Annotated in this window: 17 protein-coding genes; 3 read left to right on the top strand and 14 right to left on the bottom strand. The window is 40.3% G+C overall.

The window, feature by feature from the left end; genetic code table 11:
• Positions 1 to 115: 115 nt before the first annotated feature.
• Both FJ709_RS05100 and FJ709_RS05095 read right to left on the bottom strand, forming a co-directional pair.
• Positions 116 to 1,639 carry a tryptophan halogenase family protein gene (locus FJ709_RS05100; protein WP_226414043.1) on the bottom strand — a complete coding sequence of 508 codons (1,524 nt, stop codon included), beginning with the start codon at positions 1,637 to 1,639 and terminating at the stop codon, positions 116 to 118.
• Between the two features lie 75 nt (positions 1,640 to 1,714).
• The gene (locus tag FJ709_RS05095; RefSeq protein ID WP_226414041.1) at positions 1,715 to 4,327 is read right to left on the bottom strand and encodes a TonB-dependent receptor; all 2,613 of its coding nucleotides are present in this window, start codon (positions 4,325 to 4,327) and stop codon (positions 1,715 to 1,717) included.
• 397 nt (positions 4,328 to 4,724) lie between these two features.
• On the opposite strand from FJ709_RS05095, the gene FJ709_RS05090 reads away from it, so the two are divergent.
• On the top strand, positions 4,725 to 5,738 hold the full coding sequence (locus FJ709_RS05090) for a LacI family DNA-binding transcriptional regulator (protein WP_226414039.1): 1,014 nt from the start codon (positions 4,725 to 4,727) through the stop codon (positions 5,736 to 5,738).
• 75 nt (positions 5,739 to 5,813) lie between these two features.
• Here the strand turns inward: FJ709_RS05090 and FJ709_RS05085 are convergent, their stop codons facing one another.
• Both FJ709_RS05085 and glnB read right to left on the bottom strand, forming a co-directional pair.
• The gene (locus FJ709_RS05085) at positions 5,814 to 7,100 is read right to left on the bottom strand and encodes an NAD(P)/FAD-dependent oxidoreductase (RefSeq protein ID WP_226414037.1); all 1,287 of its coding nucleotides are present in this window, start codon (positions 7,098 to 7,100) and stop codon (positions 5,814 to 5,816) included.
• A 94-nt stretch (positions 7,101 to 7,194) separates the two neighbouring features.
• Positions 7,195 to 7,533: a nitrogen regulatory protein P-II gene (gene glnB, locus FJ709_RS05080; protein WP_226414035.1), complete on the bottom strand. Its 339-nt coding sequence runs from the start codon at positions 7,531 to 7,533 to the stop codon at positions 7,195 to 7,197.
• 239 nt (positions 7,534 to 7,772) lie between these two features.
• Between glnB and FJ709_RS05075 the strand changes: the two genes are divergently transcribed.
• Both FJ709_RS05075 and FJ709_RS05070 read left to right on the top strand, forming a co-directional pair.
• Entirely contained in the window at positions 7,773 to 8,294 is a 522-nt protein-coding gene (locus FJ709_RS05075) for a GspH/FimT family pseudopilin (protein WP_226414033.1), read from the top strand.
• Between the two features lie 90 nt (positions 8,295 to 8,384).
• On the top strand, positions 8,385 to 8,909 hold the full coding sequence (locus FJ709_RS05070) for a GspH/FimT family pseudopilin (protein WP_226414031.1): 525 nt from the start codon (positions 8,385 to 8,387) through the stop codon (positions 8,907 to 8,909).
• A 58-nt stretch (positions 8,910 to 8,967) separates the two neighbouring features.
• On the opposite strand, the gene FJ709_RS05065 is transcribed toward FJ709_RS05070, so the two are convergent.
• The 10 genes from FJ709_RS05065 to ileS form a co-directional block, all read right to left on the bottom strand.
• On the bottom strand, positions 8,968 to 9,261 hold the full coding sequence (locus FJ709_RS05065; RefSeq protein WP_226414029.1) for a TapY2 family type IVa secretion system protein: 294 nt from the start codon (positions 9,259 to 9,261) through the stop codon (positions 8,968 to 8,970).
• Positions 9,258 to 9,653, bottom strand: a complete 396-nt coding sequence (locus FJ709_RS05060; protein WP_226414027.1) for a type IV pilin protein — start codon at positions 9,651 to 9,653, stop codon at positions 9,258 to 9,260. The genes FJ709_RS05065 and FJ709_RS05060 overlap by 4 nt, the downstream gene beginning before the upstream one ends.
• Positions 9,654 to 9,658: 5 nt before the next feature.
• Positions 9,659 to 13,192, bottom strand: coding sequence for a pilus assembly protein (locus FJ709_RS05055; protein ID WP_226415864.1), 3,534 nt, complete (start codon positions 13,190 to 13,192; stop codon positions 9,659 to 9,661).
• A gap of 6 nt (positions 13,193 to 13,198) precedes the next feature.
• Positions 13,199 to 13,624, bottom strand: a complete 426-nt coding sequence (locus FJ709_RS05050; RefSeq protein ID WP_226415863.1) for a pilus assembly PilX family protein — start codon at positions 13,622 to 13,624, stop codon at positions 13,199 to 13,201.
• Between the two features lie 50 nt (positions 13,625 to 13,674).
• Positions 13,675 to 14,646, bottom strand: a complete 972-nt coding sequence (locus FJ709_RS05045; RefSeq protein ID WP_226414025.1) for a PilW family protein — start codon at positions 14,644 to 14,646, stop codon at positions 13,675 to 13,677.
• Positions 14,647 to 14,654: 8 nt separating this feature from the next.
• The gene (gene pilV, locus FJ709_RS05040; RefSeq protein ID WP_226414023.1) at positions 14,655 to 15,203 is read right to left on the bottom strand and encodes a type IV pilus modification protein PilV; all 549 of its coding nucleotides are present in this window, start codon (positions 15,201 to 15,203) and stop codon (positions 14,655 to 14,657) included.
• A 258-nt stretch (positions 15,204 to 15,461) separates the two neighbouring features.
• Positions 15,462 to 16,421, bottom strand: coding sequence for a 4-hydroxy-3-methylbut-2-enyl diphosphate reductase (gene ispH, locus FJ709_RS05035; RefSeq protein ID WP_226414021.1), 960 nt, complete (start codon positions 16,419 to 16,421; stop codon positions 15,462 to 15,464).
• A gap of 9 nt (positions 16,422 to 16,430) precedes the next feature.
• Positions 16,431 to 16,874 (bottom strand): FKBP-type peptidyl-prolyl cis-trans isomerase, encoded by a 444-nt coding sequence (fkpB, locus tag FJ709_RS05030; RefSeq protein WP_226414019.1) that lies wholly within the window; start codon positions 16,872 to 16,874, stop codon positions 16,431 to 16,433.
• The gene (gene lspA / locus FJ709_RS05025) at positions 16,871 to 17,389 is read right to left on the bottom strand and encodes a signal peptidase II (RefSeq protein ID WP_226414017.1); all 519 of its coding nucleotides are present in this window, start codon (positions 17,387 to 17,389) and stop codon (positions 16,871 to 16,873) included. Before lspA ends, fkpB begins: the two co-directional genes overlap by 4 nt.
• Positions 17,390 to 17,401: 12 nt before the next feature.
• Positions 17,402 to 20,224 (bottom strand): isoleucine--tRNA ligase, encoded by a 2,823-nt coding sequence (gene ileS / locus FJ709_RS05020; RefSeq protein WP_226414015.1) that lies wholly within the window; start codon positions 20,222 to 20,224, stop codon positions 17,402 to 17,404.
• Between the last annotated feature and the right edge of the window lie 28 nt (positions 20,225 to 20,252).

Here is a 20,252-nt window from a genome sequence, read left to right as displayed (position 1 = left end):
TTTAAAATAAATCAGTACTTGAAACTACCAAGATACTCAGATTTTTCAAGCGGGAACTGAGCTTATCGAGATAACAATGTGTTAACCGCTTAAATATCCATCAAAAAAGATTTTTTTAGATTTTTTGTAAACCATACTGGTGAATTTTTTGCAGTAACTCTCTATGTCGAGGTAAATGTTCACTCAGTTGTTTACCTCTTAATGCTATCTGCGCCGCATGCTGTTGAGCTACTTGCGCTGATTTAGGCGTTAATTGAGGCGCCTTGGTTTTGTACTTCATCCCGTACAATACATAGAGGTAATTCTCGACATTAAAGACTTCAAATTTTGAAAATAAATCTTCACTCAATGGACTATAGTGCTGCCATAAAGCTAACTTCTGCTTTAGAGCTTCTGGAATAGTGCTAGCGTCTTTATTATCCATCCAAAAGTCTGAATCCGTTCTATCGGATAAACAATAATGCATTTTAGCAAACTCAACTACCCTCTCCCAAGCATATGTCATGGTGTGATTAAAGCGCACTGATAAGCTTTCGCACTGGCTGCTATCTGTAGGGAAACGACTAGCTAAATACCCAGCAGCAAAATCGGTTAGCATAATCGAAGTTGCTTCAATTGGTTCTAAAAAGCCTTGAGCTAACCCAAGTCCGACACAGTTTTTAGCCCAAAATTGTTTTCGATAACCCACTTGCATTGGAATAGTGCGATAAGAATATTGGTCTAACTGTCCGTTAAGGTAACGATTTAACTTTTGCTCTGCTTGCTCATCATCAAGATGCGAATTGGAATACACTAAACCAATGCCCCGGCGATTTGTTAATGCAATATCCCAAATCCAACCGGCTTGATGCGCAGTCGCTTTGGTATAGGGTGGAATAATGGCTTCAGGCTCAGTCGGCACTTGTACAACAACCGCTTTGTTAATAAACAATTGTTGTGACTTATCGACAAATGGCACTTTTAACGCTTTAGCTAACAACACAGACTCAAAGCCGCTGCAATCTATATAAAAATCGAATTTTTGTTCACCACAAGTATCTAATATTAAGCAATCAATACTGCCATCTTGACCTAAACGAGTCTCCAGTACATTAGCTTTAACATGCTTAACGGCAAATTTTTGCTTTGCGTTGTCAGCGAGTAACAGGGCAAACTTAGCCGCATTTAGATGATATGCATATCCTTGTACCGCCTGATACTCAGGGGTAGTGATCAATTTAGGTGCTAAATTAGCTTCACAAACAGCATGCTGACTTGACACAAAATCTGCATAAGACATATTTGAGCCTTGAAGCCAAAAATCAGATAAATCATCGCCCATTGGGCTTGGTGGATCAAAAAGATGATGGTAGAAGTTATCATTTCCATGGCAATTTTTATCTAGCCAGTTTTGAAATTTGATCGACTGCTTAAATGTTACATCACAGCGCTTAATGAATTCAGTTTCACTAATGCCAAAGCTTTGTAATGTTTTACGTATGGTAGGAACAGTTCCCTCACCTACGCCAATGGTTGGAATATCAGGCGACTCAATTAAGGTAATTGATACATTCCTATTAAGTAACGCCTTACCAAGGTGATTTGCCGCTAACCAGCCAGCTGTGCCACCACCAATAATCGCAATTGATTGAATATTCATACGACCACCTTTGTACATAATAAAAAGCCCAGCGTAGGCTGGGCTTTAAGATTTTTAATCAACTATATTATTTGATTAGAAACGGAACGCAACACCCACTTTATAACGTGCTTCACCTTCAAAGCTCCAAACTGGATAATCAGCTTTGAACTCAGGGATCACTTCAGCATCTAATGGCGCAACACCCGTTTGGATACTGTCTTCTTCAGTTAAGTTAACTGCTTCAAAAGTCACATCCATCCACTCTGTCACACTGTAAGTTGTACTTAAATCAAGTGTGCCATAGTCTTGATGTTGACGGTTACCATAGAAACCTGGTAGTTCGCGCATCATGTACTCGCTGCGCCAGTTATAAGCTAAACGGGCAGAGAATGCATCCATTTCATAATAACCGACTAAGTTAACGGTGTGCTTAGAAGAATCAGAGAACACACCCACTTGATCAGGATAGTTTTCAGCAGGAGAACCTGCATCTGCATAAGTATAGTTAACAGAATAACCTAAACCGCTGTCATAAGAGTCTTGTAGTTGTAATTCAAGACCTTCAATACGACCACCAGTAGCATTGTATTTCTCGCTTACCGTCCAGCAGTCATAAACGCCAACACCACATGAGCTTTCGCCTTGGCCAATTAAATCATTGTCATTAATACCAATTTGTTGATTCAACTTCTGACGAGTAGAAATAAACGAATTAACATCTTTGATAAAGTAAGTTGCCGCAGCTAAGCCAGAATCACTGAAATACCACTCTAAGCTTAAATCAGCTTGAGAAGCTTTAAACGGGTCTAATGATACTGCACCACGGTTAAGCTTTTCATTACCAGGAGTACCATCATTTAAGCCAGGTAAAGTCGAGGTAGCAAATAATTCAGCATAGTTAGGACGAGAAATAACTTGTGATGCTGATGTACGTAGTATTAAGTCTGGTGCTAAATCAAATGCCACGTTAATGCTTGGTAGCACGTCGCTGTAGCTTGATGAATCGGTCGACAATGCATCAGCAAACTGACCCGTGCTGCTCAAATCATAATAATCTGACTCAACATCGGTAGAAATATAGCGTAAACCAAAGTTACCACGGATACCTTCTGACTCGAAGTTAGCCATTGCATATAAAGAAAGGTTCTTCTCGTTCAGAGTACCATAACCAGATTTATCACGTGTAAAGCCATCAATTGCCGCTTTAGCATCATTAATCATGTTATCAAAGTTTGGTCTAGGCAAAGTAAAGCCTGCACCTGAACTCATCGTACCATCGTAATAGTATGATGCATCACGCATTGCAATATCACCGACAATGGCTGCATCAGTTTCTTGGGTTACATCATGATCAGCATAGCGTAAACCGGTTTTAATCGATGAAATCGCACCTAAATCAGTTGGTACAGTGATATCAAACTGTGCATAGGTCTCTTCATCTGTGTTAGGTTGTTTCTTTAACGCCCAACCCGCACCAGATAATTGGCCATTATAATCACTTGCAGCAAAATCTTTCTTAGCAATATCGATATTAATAATATCGCCAGTTGCATCATAGTGACCTGCGAAGTCGCCAGGCTGACCAATAGAGCCACCATAGTTAGACGTTAAGCTAGTACCACCGTCAGCCGAAGTATTACCTACGCGACCTTCAAGTTTGAAGTTATCGTTGTTATAAGTGAAATCGAAATCAATAGTATCTGAATTCATTTCAGCTTCACGAGCCCAAGCTTGGTTCCAAGCAAAACCACCAACACCTGAATGAGTGATGTCTGTACATACACCGGCTGCATTTGTTTGGTTACAGGTGCTTTCACCCTGTTGAGTTGGGAATAAGAAAATTGAGGTGTTAGCATTGTTTGCTTGTAAGCTTAAACCTGTATAGGTTAAACCAAACTCTAATGCATCGCTTGCTCTATATTGAGCTGCAACGTTCAATGCTGTACGTTCACGGTCTTGTTGGAATGTTGAAGGAACAATCTCCCCCCAACCTAATAGTGTTTCAATACCGTTACGTTGATACTGTGTATTAGCACCGGCACCAGAAATTAAGAAACCAAAGTTTTCATCTTCATTTTTCCAGCTATATAAGCCAGATAATTCAGGGTCAGTTTCTTCTGAAATAGTACCGTAATCGCCTTTAGCACTAATAAATGCAGTATTTGCATCTAAGTCTAACGGCTTACGTGTTTTAACGATAACTGTACCGCCGATACCACCTTCTGGTAAATCAGCTTGTGAAGACTTATACACTTCAATACCACTCACCATTTGTGGTGGTAATAAAGAATAGTTAAAGCTACGGTCAATCGCTTGTTGATCAAACCAGCCTGTTGAAGCAACTGAGTGACCATTTAGTAGTGTGCTAGTCAATTGACTTGATGCACCACGGATTGAAACCTGCTGGCCTTGACCAAACTGACGGTTTACCGCAACGCCTGGGATCCGGCCTAATGATTCACCAACGTCACCGTCAGGGAATTTACCGATATCTTCTGCAGTCACAGCGTCAACCACAGAGTTTGAAAATCGCTTCTCATTAACAGAAGCTTTCATCGATGCACGCATACCACGTACTTCAATTTTCTCAATGTTGTCATCAGCAACAGCTTCGTCTGCAGCATAAGCGCCTACAGATACAACACTGCCAAGTAGGATTGCGATGTTAGTCGCTAGTACATTTTTTTTAAAGGTAGATGGTCGCATCTTTTTTTTCCCCTTCCATAACTTTATTATCGTTTTAGAGTTCATAACCATTCCGACGGAATGACAACGCTGTCATGTCTAAAGCAAACATTACACAAAAATTAACAGTCACGCCACAACAAAATAACTATTCAAGCTATTTTTTTACTGTGATTTTGTCTGATAAATAGATCAGGAATCAAATAATCTTATATAAAACATAAGAGTAAAGAATGTAAATATAATGTAAAATCACATTCTGTTACCCTTTAAAATAGAACAGATCCTACCTGTTATAAATTGGTGATTGCCTATTTATTTAAAAACTCGCACTATTGGCAGATATATAACCCTTTTAACTGATCAATTACGGGGGATCAGTTAATTGGATTTCGCCTGAAGAAGAGTTAATTTTCACATGAAAGTAACCATTAATGACGTGGCTAAATATGCAGGCGTCTCAATAAAAACAGTATCAAGGGTCACCAACAAGGAACCTTCGGTAAAGCAAACGACTATAGATAAAGTCAACCAAGCTATTAGTGCATTAAATTATCAACCTAATGTTGCGGCTAGAAATTTAGCCAGTACAAGTTCATATGTCATTTGTTTCATTTATGACAACCCAAATGCTTATTATATTATTGATATGCAAAACGGCATTTTATCTGCTTGCAAAGATAGGGGCTTCGAATTGCTCATTCATCCTTGTAATGCAAAATCGCCAACAATTTGTGAAGAACTCACCACTATGGTCAAACATTCTCGACTAGCTGGGTTAGTGTTAACTCCGCCTATGTCAGAAGACCCTAATATCTTGGCTGCACTAGATAAAATTAATGCCAATTACGTCAGAATTATCGCAGGTGAGCAGATAAATGATCATAAAGGCTTAACCGTTTTAGTTAACGACAAACACGGAGCCGTTGAAATAACGCAACATTTGATAAACCTTGGGCATCAGCATATTGGTTTTTTAAGTGGTGATCATCAACATGCATCAACCAAAGAGCGATTACATGGCTTCAAGCAAGCCATAGAAAGTAATGATTTAACCGTCAACGAAGACTGGGTATTAGACGGAAGATACTCTTTTGAATCGGGTGTTGAAGGGGCAAATAAATTAATTGCGATGAAAAATAGACCCTCTGCAATTGTTGCCTGTAATGATGAAATAGCCGCTGGTGCACTGTTTGCTGCACGACTAGCGGGGTTGGATATACCAAAAGATTTATCCATTGTAGGCTTCGAAGATAGCCCTTTCTCGCGTCAAACCTGGCCAAAACTGACGACTGTTCATCAACCCAATATTGAGATAGCACAAATTGCGACTCAATTATTAATTGATAAACGAAAAGATCAAGGCAAAGAAACCTTTAAGGTGTTTACCCCTACACCTGTGATCCGCGACTCGGCCTCATCACCACAATAAATAACTCATACACTCTTTTTGTCACATAAAAAATGCCTCATCAACGAGGCATTTTCTAATTTGAATAATTAATAATTAATGCAACTTAAGCTTAGGTCTTTTCCAGCGTAATAACCTTTGCGCTAAGCGGTATACAAATGCCGAGAACCAACCATATAAACTAATAAGGTGGCGCTGATAGAGCGAAATATACATAAGACGCGCTAAGTGCCCTTCAACAAAAAACGTCCCCGTGCGTAAGTTACCCATTAAATTACCCACAGCAGAAAAACGACTTAGTGATACTAAAGAACCGTAATCTTTATAAACAAACGCTTTTTGTGGCTGTTGTTTCATTTGTGCACTGATATTTTTAAAAAGTGTTTCAGCCATTTGTGCAGCGGCTTGAGCTCTTGGTGGCACAGGCTTACCAGTATCCAGTATTAGCTGGGCACAATCACCTAAGGCATAGATATTGTCTACCCCCTTCACTTTCATATAATGATCAACTTCAATTTGGTTTCGAGCGGTAATCGGTAATGCGCTGAAGTTTTCTAACACTTTAGGCCCTTTTACACCCGCTGCCCAAACTTTTATATTGGCATTTATTGTTTCACCTGCTGCAGTGATAAAACCTGCCTTAGTGACTTCTTTTACTTGAACTGCTAAGTGCAGCTTAATGCCAAGTTTGGCTAACACAGCTTGAGCACGAAAACTGACTTGTTCCGGCAACTGCGGCAACACTTTATCGGCGGCCTCAATTAGATGGATCTCTAAATGCTGCTTTGAAATATTGGTATAACCATATTGGGTAACCGACTCTATAACGTGATGCAGTTCAGCGGCTAATTCAACACCTGTAGCACCCGCTCCGACAATACCTATGCTTAGATGAGTTTGTGTCTCGTTAAGTTGTAATAGCGCATCTAAGAGCTTGTCATGAAAACGATTAGCACTTTCTAAACTGTCTAAGAAAATACAATTTTTCTCCGCACCTAAAGTATTAAAACTGTTAGAGACACCTCCTAGTGCGAGCACTAAATAATCATATTCAATTTTGCGCTGTGGAATAATGACTTCATTGTCATCATTGAGTACCGGCGCTAAATAAATACATTTTTGATCGGGAGCGCAATTTTCAATACTGCCTCTAATATATTGATAACCATTTTTTAAACCATGATCACGATACTGAAGGCCTTCGATAGATTGGTCTATCACCCCTACTGCGACTTCATGCAGTTTTGGTTTCCAAATATGAATGGTATTTTTATCAATTAAACAGACTTCAAGTTGCTTACTACGACCAAATTTGCGACCTAATCGAGAGGCTAATGCTAAGCCAGCAGCTCCACCACCTACGATTACAATTTTTTGAGTCATTACATAACCCTATTAAATAAAAACCATAAAATGCATAACTATATAGTGACTAACTAAAAGCTCAGATAATAAAAAAGGCCATAATGGCCTTAGTTTATACAGCTTCTTCGTTTTCTTCACCGGTACGAATTCGGATAACTCGCTCTACATCGGTGACAAATATTTTACCATCACCAATTTTTCCTGTCCTGGCCGTATCGACGATCACATCGATAGCTTGCTCAAGTAATTCATCTTGTATTACCAATTCAATTTTTACTTTCGGTAAAAAATCTACCATATACTCGGCGCCACGATACAGTTCAGTATGTCCTTTTTGACGGCCAAAACCTTTGACTTCAGACACTGTCATACCTGTAATGCCAATTTCAGCGAGTGATTCGCGCACATCATCTAATTTAAATGGCTTAATAATGGCTTCTACTTTCTTCATTTAATCACTCCTAAAAGGGCTGTATAGGTTAACTTAATTACCTAAGATGATGTAACTTTTAAAGTTTATATCAACTTTCTATCACTACTGAATATCTTACTCGAAAGTGAGGTAAGTTTCTGCTGCATTTTAAACTTATTTTTAAATTGATTTATTCTAAGCAAAAAACCAATTGCTGACTATAATTTAACCAAGTGTCGCAGGGAGCGGCATATTGATAAATCAAGGATGAGTCTATTATGATGTTATGTCAGCGCAATTTTGGTTTTAATCTTATTGAATTAATGACCACAATAATGATCACCAGCTTACTGTCTGTTATCGCCTTTCCCTCGTTTAAATCATTACAGCAACAAATCAGAGTTGACAGTAATATCAGGACAATTCAGCAATCGATGCAATTTGCTCGAAACATGGCGATTAGTTATGGCGTAAGAATAACGGTATGCCCTTTATACCAAGGAAAATGTGGTAATGATTGGCACACTGGCTTTTCTATATTTACCGATTCCGGCAAAACCAATGAATTAGATGGCCAAGATAAAATCATTCAAGAAGTCAGCCAGTTTCATCAAGAAGATATCATACAATATAATCGCAAGGCATTACGGTATCAGCCTGACGGCTTAGCATCAGGTACAAATGGCACACTTACATATTGCCCTGAAACGTTTGATAGCCCTTACTCTAAAGCAATTATTATCAATCAAGCTGGCAGAGTCAGATTTTCCACTAAGAAAAATATTGCCTGTAAACCCTAGCACTCAACTTATATTGACGTGAATAGAATAAATCGCTGAATTTCATTGGTCTCTTGGTTATACTGAATACATATGACCAAGGATAATAAAATGAAATTAGCCACTAAAGGATTTACCCTAGTTGAATTAATGGTGACTGTGGTCGTCGCAGGTATCTTGATGACTGTAGCTGTGCCCTCATTAGTATCATTATATGAAGGACAGCGTGCTAGAGGCGTTATCAGTAATATTGAATCAACCATATTATTTGCCCGCAGCCAAGCCGTAAGTTACGGTAGCAGGGTATCAATATGCCCATTTAATGGAACAAGTTGCGGCGCTGACTGGACTGAAGGATTTAGTGTTTTTATCGATAATGGGGCATTGGGGTCACTGGAAAACAATAATGGTATACAAGATACTGTATTACGTACCGTCGATGCCGTAGACAGCAATGACTTTATTAAATCAACTTTATCACGCTATACATTCAATGCTGATGGGTTAATGAATCAGGCTCAAACAGGCAGTATTATTTATTGCCCGGGTGATAAGAGTAATCCTGACTCTAAAGGAATAACAATTGGCGTGTCCGGACGAGTTTCAGCAATCACGGCTAGTGTAAACTGCAATTAAAAAAGGTAGCCGATGGCTACCTTTTTTACACAATAAAATAAATTTCTAAGTTGATGAGTTATTGAGTAATTTCTTCATCCATTTTATTGGCTATTTTGGACTTAAATTTTTGTTCAAGTTTTACACATTCGTCAATATGCCTCACAACACCGCGTTTACCTGTCATAGTGCTAACATCCTGAGTCAATAGCGCAGCCTGTTCTTTTATCAAATCACTTTCAAGCCAACTAAAATTAGCTATATCTACACCGTTTTGAGTTTCAATAAAACATTTATAGGTGAGCGGTAACTCATCACTATGAGCCGTGATACTGAATGCTAAACCAACGATAAGTAAAGGTAATAACTTCATTTCCAACACTCCTTAGGCAATTTGTTTCCTGCTGCATTTAAGGTAATTGAAGCGCAAGCCGAATCGCGAGTCGCTTGAGTTCCCTTTGCTGTTGCGGTTAACGTAAAATCACTATTATTTACCACTACAGCATCGATGGAATAAAATTTATTCTCCACTATCCAGGGATCCGCACCTAAACCCAGCTTATTCATATCATCGGTATACTTTTTATTATCTAAATAGTACTGCTCTTGTCTATTTGCAGCATTCATTAACCCAGCGACACCATCAGCTCGCGCGCCCTTAGCGACAAATTGAGTGTAACTTGGGTAAGCAATAGATGCCAAAATGCCAATAACAACAACGGTAATCATAAGCTCTATCAGGGTAAAACCATTTTTTAGTTTCATTCAGTTTACTCGTCAATATGATAATAAATTTTGTTTACACCAGGCCCTGCACCAATACATTTTTCATCACCTGCTTTACAGCCATCAGGATCAGGATTTAGAGGATCTTTTACTTTCTCCATTTGGTCTCCCGCGTTACCAATACCGATAAGGTACATGTAACTATCATCTTCGCCATTAGGTGGAATAACAAGCTGAGGAGTATCAGGAACACGAGCGCCCATTTCCATAAATTCTTGAGTATATGAGCGAGTACCTTTATGTAAATCAAAGCCATATAAACGGCCTTTACCAGACACTAAACATTGATTAGCCGATGTAGTATCACCAGGTACATATGAAGTAAAGAACACACGCCCCTGAATAATCGTCGAGGCAGACAAACTCTTTTCACCAATGGCACCGAAGTTATAATACCAGCCACGCATCTTACCAAAGGCAACGTTCTCATCTTCAGTTACTGGAGGGGCTGATGACACATTGTAAAGGTTCGATAGCTCTAAAGTCGCCGGTACCACATTACCTGCTGCCCCAGTGAAAGACTTACTGACGACATTTCTGTCCTGTAAAACAAAAAACTTATCCGAACGCGACTTATCTAGCGGGTGTGGCCGATGGCCACTGCCTATTGTGACTGCATCATAGGGGACATTCTGATATGTTCGCGTCGTCGTAGTACCAGTAGGTGTTGTTACACTGACTTCTGAGATGTTAGTAAAGACTGTTTGGGCGACTGCAGGTTCGGCAAAAAAGCGACGATCATTCGCTTGAGAGGTTCCACCTAAACTGGCAAACTTAAATGCAGTCCAAGGCACTGTGGTACTATCCGGCGAAGCGCTAGGAAGATCCATTCGCCACACATTAGCACCTGTGTCAGTCGCATATATTCGGTCTGTCAATCGGTCATTGTTACTGTCCAATACTGCAACGCTGTTCGGAATACTATCAACAATACCATCAAGCTTGGTTTTATTACTACCACCCGCTACGCCAAAATGATGTACAAGCGCGCCAGTTTCGGCATTGAGTATATACACTCCACGACCATTGGTATCATCTTGGCCAACGCCAGCACCATCCTTTGTTGAAGGATTATAGCCTCCACCAATAATCAACACTGGTAACGCATTAGCAGGAGTTGTATTACCTGCAGGCAAACCAGGAATAAAAGTCACAACAGGCTCAGCCCAAGACTGGCCCATATCACTCATACCGGCTGAATCAGGGCTGACCTTCCACATGAATGATGGTTTATCTGGGTCGGTGATATTAAGTGCATAATATGACTTACCACCACGGCGCATACCGGTAAATAACCAGGCCTTTTCAATTGCACCAGAAGCATTACGTTTAACATAGGCCACTGAAGGACTGTCCATCCCGTATACAGAATGCACGCCAGTGGGAATATTGGCGCGAAGCTCTCTTAGATTAGGTAATAGCTCTTGTGGCATAAATGCCCAGGACTCTTCTACCGTATTACCCTTATCTTTAAACATATGAATAAACCCCTGGTTTGTACCTAATATCACGCGAACATCAGGAGAACCAGCGGTACCATAGTTTATTGCTAAAGGTTTTGAATGAAGAGGGTCACCCATAATATCAACACGGGTATCTGAGGTAGATTTATCTTTATCCTCATCATCAACGTCAATGCCTTGGGTCCATTTAAACAATTTATCTAACTCGGATTTATCGACCCCCATAAAACGAGCTAACTCATCTTCATTACCAATGCCAGCACCATTAATTGCATTCGCTTTAGTAAATGCCTTTAATGCACCGTTGGAACCAAAATTACTGTATAAGGTCCTTGTCGCGGTATTTTGAAGCATTAATGAAGCACCACCGATAGCAACATTATTACCATCGCCACCACCACTTGTTGCATCGCAGACGGCTTTTGAAGTCCAATATGAGCAAGCTGAGGATTTTAGATTACCATCATCACCAATGGCATTATTTCCTGATTGGTCTACAACATCACCACTACCAGTGACTTTGAACTTTTTCAAGTTGCCTAGCCAGCGTGGCCCCTTGTTAGGTAAAAACATTGCATAATAAACGGAATCGAGGGTTTGGGTTCTATCAAAATTATTACTAGCAATAGAAGGTGAGGTAAAACTCGAGTTAACCTCTAAGATATTAGAGAAAATTTGTTGTAATGCTTCCTGCAATTTTTGTGCATCTTTAGCTGAATAATATGCGCCTCCGCCACGTAATGCGGTTTCTTTTAAAATAGGTGCTGCGCTATCCGCGCCAGAACTAAAACCAATAGTATATGTGCTCACAGTTTGAAAACCATCAACAGAAGTATTCACATCATTCTTCTTTAACCAACCAGCTAGCGCGGGAAGATAACTATTACTGTATTTATCGGTTTTAGTGACACCATTTAGCCCTAATATCAGATTGTCAGCATTAGTATCATTTGTTGGCTCACCATCCGTCACGTAAATCACATAAGCGTTATCTTGACATTGTTTACCCACAAAAGGTGATTTGTATTTGCCCCCAGACTCTGCATCGGCATCCCTATAAGGAGTTCGACTGGTATCATCATCGCCATAATACACACCTAAGCCTGCAAAATAACGATACGACTCGTACAAGGTCTCACATAATGGCGTCCAAGTTTCGGCTTTAAATCCACCTATGGTTGTCAACAATTTTGCTTTTGATGATTCATTAGTCGGAGATATGCCATAAACAATTCTACCGCCATTACGGGTGTCACCACCATTAAAGTTAAATACTGAAAGGCCAAAATCAACCCCAGGAGTAGTAACAATGGTATCTTCTATAACTCGCTGAGCAATTTCTAGACGAGAATAATTTTGTTGAGTTTTCGAACTGTGATACCAGTTTACGTACTTTTCAGTGTAAAGAGTAATAGGTTGGCCAATACCAAAGTTAGTAAGTTTAGCTTTAGCGACTGCTGCGTCAATCTGAGCTGGTGTTGATGAGTTGTTTGCGGCAGTATGGCTTATAGGATTAGCACTTGTTCCTAACCCATCAACCGGAAAGCCCCAAAAGTTTGTGTTATTGTTATAATAATTCTTCTCAGCAATATCTTCATAACAATCAACCTGGCTAATACCTGAACCATCAGTTAAAGGTATTTCAGACCAGGTTCCGTTTTCTCCAACATACTTATGCTCGCGAATATAACCAGTAAACATACCGTAATCTTGAAGATACTTCTCACCAACATCACAACCATTAACGCCATGTAAAAAGAATTGCTTGCTAGAAGCACTAGGGATATTACTGCTGCTACGAGTATAAAATAGCTTAGTATCTGGTTTTAATGTCCCACCTGAATTGACGTTCTCTGCACCACGAACATAAGGTGTATCCGTTTTGAAGTTACTGCCCATACTGCCTGAGGTATCAAATATAATGAGTACCTGGGGCCTTGAACCTGACCTTGCTGTGGACTCAAAAACATAAAGTTCAGTGTCATCTGCGAAACTACTAGCAGATAAGCAAAGTACCGCAAATAACGATGTAAACGATATAAGCTTTATCATAATTAGCTCCTAAGGTAACATTTCTTGTTCAAAACCTAAAATAACAGTAACTTGCCCTAAATTACTGCGACCAAAACTTGCTCTACTTGATACTTCAAAGCGTCGGCATATTAGTGATATTCCCGAATTAGCCTTCATACTGCGTTGGCAGTCAACATCACCTACTGACATAGGAGTAATCGTATTCGTCACGCCTAATACGGCATCATTCATTACAGTCACGACACTCATAGCACCCATTACAGCGCCTTCATTATCAGCTATGACCTTTACCTGCGCACCTTGAGCAGACATCATGGCCTCTATTCGCTCAGATCCCGCACCAGCCATACGTAATGACTGGGTAGAATTTACTGCAAGCGCGACACCTATAACTGTCATTATGACTAAAATGATCAAAGAGAAGAATAAAACGACTCCCTGCTGCTTTTTTATTGAATTTTGCATTGCTGTTACCTAAATGTATTTGCAAACTTGTTTAATGATTAATTCCTAATTAAAACAGGATTTTCTAATACAATAGTCGTGGAGACAACTTTTCGACGAAAGTTATCATTAAGTGGGCCAACGGTTTTATCACCCAAAGTATATGTCACGTTGTTAGTATAACTTCTGTCTTCTTGGGAGCTACGCACTAACAGGTAAACCCGAAGAGACACTAAACGTTGGAAAAATGCATTATCCCACATAAGTGATGTTACATTTTGTACAGGCATATAACTGTCTGCAGTATCATCACCATTATTGTCAAAACCATACAAAATACGCATATTTTCGATGCCTTCAACTAATTGCTCATCGTTATTCATCCCATTACCAATTGAAAGTGTACGACGTTTTAATATTGGAATATCACCGTCATTCTCAATATAGTAAACATGATGTTGATATTCCCAAATACGGCTGTTCATTAGGGTAGGTGGAACAGCATTACCATTAAAAATTTCAATCTGAGTAGATGTAGATGCTGCATAATAACGAGTAGGATTAATATTGGCAGGCAAAACGGACGGACCAACAAGACGCTTCATCTGTAGAACATCAATCTTCGCATTTGGGGTAATGCAGGCCAACACTTCACCACTTACCCCGGCTTCATAACCCCACAACCGCCTAAAGTGAGAAAGCTGGTTATTAGGGAAGCTTGCATTATTTACACCGGCGCCAACACAATCATTAGGCACTGCTGAAGCTGATACAATAGTATTGGTGCCAACAATAAAGTCGGTGCCGGTAATATCACCTGTAAAACCTAGTTGACTAATATCTCTTTCCATAATAGCTAATGCGATACGGCCATTTTCTTGTAATTGGTTAAACTGGCTCGTGGTGGTCACATTACTTGATGACATGCTAAACATGCTAAAAAGACCTGCGGTTAAAAACAAGCTGATCAGCATGGCGACCATTAATTCAACAAGCGACAGTCCCGCTAGTAATGTTATTTTTTTTAGCATTTTTTACCCTACAAAATCGCGGTATTAATAACTAACGCACGACGCCTATCATTTGACGAGCCACAACTTTTTGCAAAAGCACTGCCCTCGCTTAATCCATCTGTTGAAGCGCGAATGCCACGCCAGGTCATAACAACTATGACATCCCTACCAGTAATATCTATACAAGCGGTTGTAGAATCTAATCCGCCGACACTCGTACCAGAATACTTTTCATTTTCACCCTTAAACGACTGTTCCCACTGGTATATATCCCATAGGCGGGTCTCAACATTAGTGCAAATACTGTTCACACCAATAGCAACATCACAGGCTTTAGTTGGCGCAGATGTGCCGCCATTATAAGTCCCTTCATAATTGCTCAGCTCAGATGGGTTCATTCGCATTCTGTTGACAATATCATTGGCATAATAAGAGGCTTGAGTTTGTTGAAAAGATTCAAAACTGCCTTGTTTAGCGACTATGTGCAAATTAAAAATGCCAATAAGGCCTATCACCAGTATTACCAGTGAGACCATAACTTCAATTAAGGAAAATCCATTCCCTTTAGATGACATGCGTCAACCCTCCGATAACCGTCATATTTTTGACCTCGAATTTTACATTTTAAGCTTAAAAAACGATAGCTTATATCAAATTTCTGTTTAACAATTCTAACTTACAAGTTGTTAACAATCTAGCTTAATATGTTTACGTTCATATAAAGCGGTTATTGGTAACAAGTATACTCCGATTAAATTTTAAGCACAAAAAAAACCCGTAACTTAAAGCTACGGGTTTATTGTAAATAGCATTAACTAGAAAAAGCGCTAATGCTACCTTAGCTCTGCAGGCACAGCAAAAACAATGTCTTCTTTACGCCCTTCAACTTCAGTAACCACACTTGGTGCATGCTCAGCAATAGCCTTAACAACTTGCTGAACCAGTACTTCAGGAGCTGAAGCTCCTGCTGTAACGGCAACTTTAGAAACATCTTTAAACCAGCTAGGGTCGACATCTGCTGCAGTATCAACTAGGTAAGCTTGGGTACCGGTTTTTTCAGCCAGCTCTCGCAACCTGTTTGAATTAGAGCTATTTTTAGAACCTACAACAATCAGTAAATCGACTTGTGCAGAAAGCCCCCTAACCGCATCTTGACGATTTTGAGTGGCATAGCAAATATCATCTTTACGTGGCCCTTCGATTGAAGGAAAGCGTTTCTGTAAAGCAGCGATAATGTCGAGCGTATCGTCGACAGATAATGTAGTTTGGGTAACAAAACATAAGTTATCCGCATTTTTCACCGACAATGCTGCGACATCTTCTGGTGACTCAATTAAATAAACGCCACCCTTATCATTGTCGTACTGCCCCATGGTCCCTTCTACTTCAGGATGGCCTTCATGGCCAATTAAAATACATTCAATACCTTTGCGACTTGCTCGAGTCACTTGTAAATGTACTTTAGTCACTAAGGGACAAGTTGCATCAAACACTTTTAAACCACGCTGCTTGGCTTCTTTTCTAACCGCTTGAGAAACACCATGTGCACTGAAGATAACAATTGAGTTATCGGGTACTTGTTCTAGCTCTTCAACAAATATCGCACCACGATCTTTTAAGTTTTGAACTACATATCGGTTATGTACTACCTCATGACGCACATAAATAGGCGGTTCAAATAACTCTAAAGCACGTTCAACAATACTGATGGCACGATCAACACCCGCGCAAAAACCACGTGGGTTTGCTAATAAAATATTGAGTTTAGCTGAAGTAGGATCAACTTTTAGCATAGGTAATGTTTACTCCGTGATAACCTGTACAACATCTAGCTCAAAAGTGATTTTATGCCCAGCCAATGGATGATTTAGATCCACAGTAATGGAGTCACCTATTGTTTCACGCACAATACCCGGAATTTCGCTGCCGCCTGGGCCAGAAAAACTGACAATAACCCCAGCTTCTAACTTCATGTTAGCTGGAAAACGACTGCGATCCATATGATGAATAGCATCAGGGTTTGACTCGCCAAAAGCATCTTTAGCATCCAGGGTGAAAGTATGTTTATCACCCTCTGATAAATGTTTAATTTGTGCTTCTAACGCTGGGCTCAGGCTTTGATCGCCTAAATTAAACCGCGCAGGCTTACCTGATGCTTTGGTGCTATCTGCGGTTGAACCATCTTCTAAAATAAGGTTCATATGGCATAAAATAGCATGGTTATCGGGTTTATTTAAATCGGTCACTTTGATTGCTCCTGCTCAGTTTGAGCAACATCAGGCTTAAAGGCTTCCCACAGAATTAATATCGCGCCAACAAAAATGGCAGAGTCAGCAATATTAAATGCTGGGTAATGGCTAGTTTTCCAATAGAAATCTACAAAGTCCACTACGAAGCCATGCATTAAACGATCAACTAAATTACCTAATGCGCCACCAATAACTAATGTATAAGCAAGGTTTGTACGTAACAATTGATGTGACTGCTTTCTTAACCAGATGGTTAACAAGGTACTAAAACCTATCGCAATAACCGCAAAAAACCAACGTTGCCAACCTCCGGCATCACTTAAAAAACTAAATGCGGCTCCGTAATTGCGTACATAAGTAAAATTAAAAAATGGCAATAACTGAATTGATTCATATAAATCAAAGTTTTCCAGTACCCATTGTTTAGATAGCTGATCTGCAATAAACACAAATACAGCTACCCAATACCAACGCAAGCCACTGTCCTTCCAATTTAATGGAACAGTACTCATAACATTCTATCCCTATGCAAACTCACGTTGTTCGCCTTCACCTTCAATATTGGTCACACAGCGTTGACACAATGTTGGGTGGGCTTCAATGGTGCTAACTTCTTCACGGTGATGCCAGCAACGCTCGCATTTCTGCGCTTCACTTTTAGTTACCACTAATTTTAGATTTTCAAGTTCAGTTACTACAGCATCTGCTGGTGCATCAGCTAAAGGCGCAACTACTGCTTTTGAGGTTAATAATACAAAACGTAATTCGTCATCTAACTTAGCTAGCTCTGCGGCAAGTTCTGCATCGGCAAATAAAGTCACTTCAGCTTCTAATGAACCACCAACACGTTTATCACGGCGGGCTTGTTCGATCACTTTATTCACTTCATTACGTACAGCAAGCAGCTTCTGCCAGTAATCATCACTTAAATCGCTTTTAAGAGTGACAGACTGTAACCCTTGATACCATTCTTCAGTAAACACATACTTATCGCGTTTGCCTGGTAACAATTGCCAGATTTCATCTGCGGTAAAGCTTAGAATTGGGGTGATCCAACGTACCATAGCTTCAGAAATATGAAATAATGCCGATTGACAGCTACGACGAGCATTACCATCTTGCTTAGCGGTATATTGACGATCCTTAATGATATCTAAGTAGAATGCACCTAATTCAATTGAACAGAACTGCATTAACTTTTGAGTCACTAAGTGGAAATTATATTGATCATACGCGGCAATAATTTCACTTTGTAGCGCATCAGCACGACGCATTACCCAGCGATCTAATGCCACCATATCTTCTGGCGCTACCATATCGGTTTCTGGGTTAAAGCCGCTTAAGTTAGCCAACAAGAAACGAGCGGTATTTCGAATACGGCGATACGCATCGGCGCTACGATTTAAAATCTCATCAGAAACAGTCATTTCACCGCTATAATCGGTTGCCGCGACCCATAAACGTAAAATGTCGGCACCCAACTTATTGGTGACTTGCAATGGCGCAATCACGTTACCAACTGATTTAGACATTTTACGGCCTTTACCATCAACGGTAAAACCGTGTGTAAGTACTTGCTTATAAGGCGCCTTGCCGTTCATCGCGGTAGAAATCATCAGTGATGACATAAACCAGCCGCGGTGTTGATCGCTACCTTCAAGGTATAAATCAATATCATGGCCTTGAAACTCTGGACGCGCCGCAACAACAGATGAGAATGAAGAGCCTGAGTCATACCAAACATCTAAGGTGTCAGTGACTTTACGATACTGAGAGGCTTCTTCACCTAATAGTTCTGATTCATCTAAGTCCCACCAAGCTTGAATGCCTTGTTGCTCAATTCGATGCGCTATACGCTCCATCAATGACACGCTATCTGGATGTATCTCATCGGTTTCACGATGTACAAATAATGTGATTGGTACACCCCAAGTCCGTTGACGTGAAATACACCAATCTGGGCGATTTTCAACCATTTTTTCAATACGGCTTTGACCCCAATCCGGTAGCCAATGCGTTTTCTTGATTTCAGCTAAAGCTTGCGCACGTAAACCTTTGTTGTCCATTGAAATGAACCACTGCGGTGTAGCGCGAAAGATAATCGGGGTTTTGTGACGCCAGCAATGTGGGTAGCTGTGGCGATAAGCAACGTGGTTAAGCAGTGCGCTTTTTTCTTTCAATAGTGCAACTACGTTGTCATTGGCTTTAAACACATGTTGACCGGCAAAAAACTCAGTATCAGGCTTAAATACACCGTTATCACCAACAGGGTTAGCTACTTCTAAACCGTATAACTGGCCAACAACAAAGTCGTCTTGACCGTGCCCAGGTGCAGTGTGAACAATACCTGTACCCGCTTCAGTAGTAACATGGTCGCCAAGAATCGCAGGCACATCAAAGCTTAAAAATGGGTGTTTAAAACGAGTCAGTTCAAGCTCTGCGCCTTTGACTTCACCAATAATTTTATGTGAATCAAATCCATAACGTTCAACACATGACTCAACCAACACTTGGCCTAAAATCACAGCAGCTGTCACACCGTCTTTAGTAAACTCCACTAAGCTGTAGGTAAACTCAGGGCTTAAAGATAACGCGCGGTTAGCCGGTAATGTCCACGGTGTTGTGGTCCAGATAGCCATTGATACTGGATGAGGATAATTTTCTACAGCAAATTTTGCTGCAACAGCAGCACTATCTGTCGCTTCAAAAGCAACATCAATCGCTGGTGATGTTTTATCTTCATATTCAACTTCAGCTTCAGCAAGTGCTGAGCCACAGTCAGTACACCAATGCACTGGCTTTACACCTTTGTGTAAATGGCCGCTGTCAATAACTTTGGCTAATGAACGCACAATGTTAGCTTCAGTAGTGAAATCCATGGTGAGGTAAGGGTTTTGCCAGTCACCTAGCACACCTAAACGAATGAAGTCATCGCGCTGACCGTCTACCTGAATAGCAGCATATTTACGACACTCTTCACGAAATTCAGCCGCTGAAATTTTTTGCCCTGGTTTGCCCACTTTTTGCTCGACTTTTAACTCGATCGGCAAACCGTGACAATCCCAACCAGGGATATAAGGCGCATCAAAACCAGACATGGTTTTTGATTTAATAATAATGTCTTTTAGGATTTTGTTTACAGAGTGACCAATATGAATACTGCCATTCGCATAAGGAGGGCCATCGTGCAAAATAAACGGTTTACGGCCAGCTCTATGTTCACGAATGTGTTGATATAACCCATCCTGCGTCCAGCGATTTAACATTTCTGGCTCGCGATTAGCTAAATTACCGCGCATCGGAAACTCAGTTTCCGGCAAATTCAAAGTCAGTTTATAGTCGCTCATTGATCCCATACCGTTAATTAAGCTGAAT

The organism is Shewanella glacialimarina (genome assembly GCF_020511155.1).
In the GTDB taxonomy this organism is placed as follows: domain Bacteria; phylum Pseudomonadota; class Gammaproteobacteria; order Enterobacterales; family Shewanellaceae; genus Shewanella; species Shewanella glacialimarina.
This window is presented reverse-complemented; position numbering and strand designations above follow the sequence as displayed.